General features: G+C 60.3%; 5 protein-coding genes. 4 read left to right on the plus strand and 1 reads right to left on the minus strand.

The window, feature by feature from the left end:
* The first annotated feature begins 125 nt into the window (after window positions 1-125).
* Both QMX93_RS29805 and QMX93_RS29810 read left to right on the plus strand, forming a co-directional pair.
* Window positions 126-2,180 (plus strand): S9 family peptidase, encoded by a 2,055-nt coding sequence (locus tag QMX93_RS29805; protein ID WP_282359151.1) that lies wholly within the window; start codon window positions 126-128, stop codon window positions 2,178-2,180.
* A gap of 277 nt (window positions 2,181-2,457) precedes the next feature.
* Window positions 2,458-2,931 (plus strand): cyclic nucleotide-binding domain-containing protein, encoded by a 474-nt coding sequence (locus tag QMX93_RS29810; protein ID WP_008085900.1) that lies wholly within the window; start codon window positions 2,458-2,460, stop codon window positions 2,929-2,931.
* On the opposite strand, the gene QMX93_RS29815 is transcribed toward QMX93_RS29810, so the two are convergent.
* Window positions 2,928-3,212, minus strand: a complete 285-nt coding sequence (locus QMX93_RS29815; protein WP_053118110.1) for a hypothetical protein — start codon at window positions 3,210-3,212, stop codon at window positions 2,928-2,930. The two genes, QMX93_RS29810 and QMX93_RS29815, sit on opposite strands and share 4 nt — an antisense overlap.
* 80 nt (window positions 3,213-3,292) lie before the next feature.
* Between QMX93_RS29815 and QMX93_RS29820 the strand changes: the two genes are divergently transcribed.
* Together QMX93_RS29820 and QMX93_RS29825 are read left to right on the plus strand one after the other, a co-directional pair.
* Window positions 3,293-3,979, plus strand: a complete 687-nt coding sequence (locus tag QMX93_RS29820) for a spermidine synthase (protein WP_007911335.1) — start codon at window positions 3,293-3,295, stop codon at window positions 3,977-3,979.
* A gap of 48 nt (window positions 3,980-4,027) precedes the next feature.
* Complete coding sequence (locus tag QMX93_RS29825; RefSeq protein ID WP_007911336.1) at window positions 4,028-4,399, plus strand: YajD family HNH nuclease; 372 nt, start codon at window positions 4,028-4,030, stop codon at window positions 4,397-4,399.
* Window positions 4,400-4,495 lie beyond the last annotated feature (96 nt).

A 4,495-nucleotide genomic window follows, 5' to 3' on the forward strand; every position in this document is an offset into this window, starting at 1 on the left:
TACTGCCAGGCGTATTTTTTTTTTAAGCTCCGGGAATAATCGATAGCTGGCTCACTCCTACAGAGGTTGCAGTGTTTCCAGGATCTGCGAAAACCCCTATTCCGTACATTGTTCGAGAGCCTTCCATGCCCCAATCCGCCAAAGTCAGCAGTGCTCCGATTGCCCACAAGGCGCCCGGCGCCGACCCGTATGCCTGGCTGCAGGAACGCGACACCGACGCAGTACTCGATTACCTCAAGGCTGAAAACGGCTATCAGGAAGCGCAAACCGCCGATCAGGCTGAATTGCGCGAAACCCTGTTCGCAGAGATCAAGGGCCGGATTCTCGAAACCGACCTGTCCCTGCCCTCGCCATGGGGCCCGTACCTGTATTACACGCGCACCACCGCTGGCGACGAATACGCGCGGCACTACCGCTGCCCGCGTCCGGCCGACGACAGCCTGACCCTCGACGAAAGTCGCGAACAACTGTTGCTCGACCCGAACGTACTGGCCAATGGCGGGTTCTTCTCGCTGGGCGCGTTCAGCATCAGCCCCGATCATCAGCGGCTGGCCTACAGCGTCGACGCCACCGGCGATGAGATCTACACGCTGTTCGTCAAAGAACTGTCCAACGACAAGGTCAGTGAGCTGGAATTCGAAGACTGCGACGGCAGCATGACCTGGGCCAACGACAGCCTGACCCTGTTCTTCGGCGAACTCGACGACACCCATCGCCCCCACAAACTGTTGCGCTATCGCCTCGACGGCACCGCCGCTGAAGAAGTCTTCACTGAGCCGGACGGTCGCTTTTTCCTGCATTGCTACCGTTCCAGCTCCGAGCAGCAATTGCTGCTGTCGCTGGGCAGCAAGACCACCAGCGAAGTCTGGGTGCTCGATGCCAATCAGCCGCACCTGCCGTTTACCTGCCTGGCGCCGCGCGTCGAAGATCACGAATACGACGTCGACCACGGCCTGCTCGATGGCACGTGGACATGGTTTATCCGCACCAACCGCGACGGCATCAACTACGCGCTGTATCAGGCGCCGGACACCGGCATTGCGCCGACCGAAGCCGACTGGCAGAACCTGATCCCGCACAGCGACACGGTGATGCTCGACGGCGTCAGCCTCAACACCGAAGCCATGACTTTGAGCCTGCGCGAAGGTGGCCTGCCGATCATCGAAGTTCACCCACAAGGCCTGGCGCCTTATCGCGTGCAATTACCAGACGCGGCCTACAGCCTCTATGTGCAAAACAGCCTGGAATTCGAGAGTGATCGCATTCGTCTGCGCTATGAAGCGTTGAACCGTCCGGCTCAGGTGCGCCAGTTGATCCTCGCCACTGGCGAACAAACTGTGCTGAAGGAAACCCCGGTGCTCGGCCCGTTTGACGCCGACGCTTACGTCAGCCAGCGCCTGTGGGCCACAGCGCCGGACGGTACGCAAGTGCCGATCAGCCTGGTGATGAAACGCGAAATGCTCGGCAAACCGGTGCCGCTGTATCTGTACGGTTACGGCGCTTACGGCTCGAGCCTTGATCCATGGTTTTCCCACGCGCGTTTGAGTCTGCTCGATCGCGGCATGGCCTTCGCCATCGCCCACGTGCGTGGCGGCGGTGAGCTGGGTGAAGCCTGGTATCGCGCTGGCAAGCAGGAACACAAACAGAACACCTTCAGCGACTTCATTGCTTGCGCCGAGTTTTTGATCCTCAACGGCATCACCACGGCCGAAAAACTGGCGATCAGCGGCGGCAGCGCTGGTGGCCTGTTGATTGGCGCGGTATTGAATCAGCGTCCGGATTTGTTCGGCGTGGCGATTGCCGAAGTGCCGTTCGTCGACGTGCTCAACACCATGCTCGACCCGGAGCTGCCGCTGACCGTCACCGAATATGACGAGTGGGGCAACCCTGAAGAGCCGGAAGTTTACGAGCGGATCAAGGCTTACGCGCCGTACGAAAACGTCACTGCGCAGGCCTATCCCGCGACACTGGTGATCGCCGGCTACAACGACAGCCGCGTGCAGTATTGGGAAGCAGCCAAGTGGGTGGCGAAACTGCGCGCGAGCAAAACCGACGACAACGTGCTGCTGCTCAAGACTGAGCTGGGCGCCGGGCATGGCGGAATGAGCGGGCGTTATCAGGGATTACGTGACGTAGCGCTCGAATATGCATTTGTCTTCAAGGTTTTGGGCCTGGCCTGAGGAACTCCGTCGGTCACTTGGGTCTTAACTCCAGACCCTTGTGGCCGATACCCACAGATCCCTTGTGAAAACTGCCCATTGTGGCGAGGGGATTTATCCCCGATCGGCTGCGCAGCAGTCGCAAATTCGGTCATCGCGGAGTTTCAGCAGAATCGCGCTGGCAAGATTTGGGGCCGCTTCGCAGCCCATCGGGGATAAATCCCCTCGCCACAAAAGCCCGTTCCTACGGGATCCGTGTATAGCCTTGAAATGTGAAAACAATAAAGACCGCACCGACATGTCAGAACCAACCTTCCTGAACAATGAAATCCGCGACTGGCTGATGGACTGTGGCCTGTTCGATCAATTGCAACTGGCCGACTTCGCCGCCGCCTCGGGCTACTTCAGCATCAGCACCGTGGCGGAAGGCGAGGCGATATTCCGCGAGGGCGATGCCGGCAGTTTCATGTGCATCCTCCACACCGGTCAGGTCGCTGTGCAGAAAACCGGGCCCGACGGCCAGGTCATCACCATGGCCACCCTGCGCAGCGGTCGCGCCTTCGGTGAAATGGCAGTGCTCGATGGTGAACGCCGCTCGGCCACCTGCATCGCTGCGAGCAACTGCCAACTGTTGAACCTCGGCAAGGATTCGCTGGAAAAAATGCTCAACGACGCGCCGAAGATCGCCGCGAAGATCATCCGCGCCCTCGCCGTCTCGCTGTCGAAACGCCTGCGCATGGCCGACGGCCAACTGGCGGCACAACAGGTCTAACCGCCAGGCGATTTGGCCTTGCTGCCGCTCGGTTCAATGCCCGGCACTGGCTGATCCTTGCTCGGCGGAGTCGGCATTTCAATCGGCACCAGCGGCGGGCTGCCACTGCCGGCACCCGATTTGGGAATGTTGATCGGCGTGATCTGCGGATAAGGTGTCGGTGTTGCGGTACCGGGCGCGCCGGGCTGCGGCGTCGGGCTGACCGGAATGGTCTGCTGCGCCTGCACTGCAGTAATCGAGAGCGCGGCCAGGGCAATGACCGTTAGAATGGTGCGCTTCATCAAGGGCTCCGTTTGGCCTCTAGTCTGCGCTCAGGCTACTCCCAACGGGCCCGCTTGCCTTCCCCCTTGTAGAGATTTCCATGAAACGTTTCGTTCTGCTCGACACCACCCCGATCCCCGAAAGCGGCGGTGCCCTGTGCCTGTTCGAGTATGGCGAGGACTTCGTCATCAAGATTCAGGGCGGCGACGGCGGGCAATTGATGAACACGCGCATGCACGGCTCCGAAGATGCGCTGGCCGAGATTCCCTGCCGCAAAGTCGCCGGGCGGCCGGATTCGCGGGTGCTGATCGGCGGTCTGGGCATGGGCTTCACCCTCGCCTCCGCGCTCAAGCATCTGGGCAAGACCGCTGAAGTAGTGGTCGCCGAATTGGTGCCCGGCGTGGTCGAGTGGAACCGTGGCCCGCTCGGCGAGAAGTCCGGTCGTCCGCTGCTGGATCCGCGCACCGTCATCCGTCAGGAAGACGTGGCCAAAGTGCTGCAAAGCGAGCCGAATGGTTTCGACGCAATCATGCTTGACGTCGACAACGGCCCCGAAGGTCTGACCCAGAAAGCCAACAGTTGGCTGTATTCCGCCGCTGGTCTGAATGCCTGCGCCAAGGCCCTACGCCCGAAAGGCGTGTTGGCGGTGTGGTCGGCCAGCGCTGATCGGCTGTTTTCCGACAAATTGAAGAAGGCCGGTTTCAAGGCCGAAGAAGTCCAGGTCTTCGCCCACGGCAACAAGGGCACGCGCCACACGATCTGGATTGCCGAGAAGCTCAAAGGCTGAGCTAAACTCTGCGCATAACCGTCATTAGTCTTTTACAAAGGTGAACCCATGAGTTCGTCCACCCCAACCAACACGTCGAAGCTGGATCGCATCCTCGCCGACAACCAGCGCGACAAGGAAATGGGCTACCGCGACAAAGCCCTGAAGATGTACCCGCACGTCTGTGGCCGCTGCACCCGTGAATTTTCCGGCAAACGCCTGAGCGAACTGACCGTGCACCACCGCGATCACAACCACGACAACAACCCGCAGGACGGCTCGAACTGGGAGCTGTTGTGCCTGTACTGCCACGATAACGAGCACTCGCGTTATACCGATCAGCAGTACTTCAGCGAAGGCTCGCTGAGCACGCCGAAGATCGCCAAGGCCACGCATAACCCGTTTGCCGCGCTGGCCGGGTTGATGAAGAAAGAAGATTAGAGATCTGTATGGGTCTGACTGGCCCCTTCGCGAGCAAGCCCGCTCCCACATTGGATCTGTGGCGTACACAAAACCAATGTGGGAGCGGGCTTGCTC

Source organism: Pseudomonas sp. PS01303 (genome assembly GCF_029959385.1).
Taxonomy (GTDB): domain Bacteria; phylum Pseudomonadota; class Gammaproteobacteria; order Pseudomonadales; family Pseudomonadaceae; genus Aquipseudomonas; species Aquipseudomonas rustica.

Coding starts and splice junctions, on each gene's coding strand:
- QMX93_RS29805 (WP_282359151.1), top strand. CDS start 126: ATGCCCCAATCCGCCAAAGTCAGCAGTGCTCCGATTGCCCACAAGGCG.
- QMX93_RS29810 (WP_008085900.1), top strand. CDS start 2,458: ATGTCAGAACCAACCTTCCTGAACAATGAAATCCGCGACTGGCTGATG.
- QMX93_RS29815 (WP_053118110.1), bottom strand. CDS start 3,212: ATGAAGCGCACCATTCTAACGGTCATTGCCCTGGCCGCGCTCTCGATT.
- QMX93_RS29820 (WP_007911335.1), top strand. CDS start 3,293: ATGAAACGTTTCGTTCTGCTCGACACCACCCCGATCCCCGAAAGCGGC.
- QMX93_RS29825 (WP_007911336.1), top strand. CDS start 4,028: ATGAGTTCGTCCACCCCAACCAACACGTCGAAGCTGGATCGCATCCTC.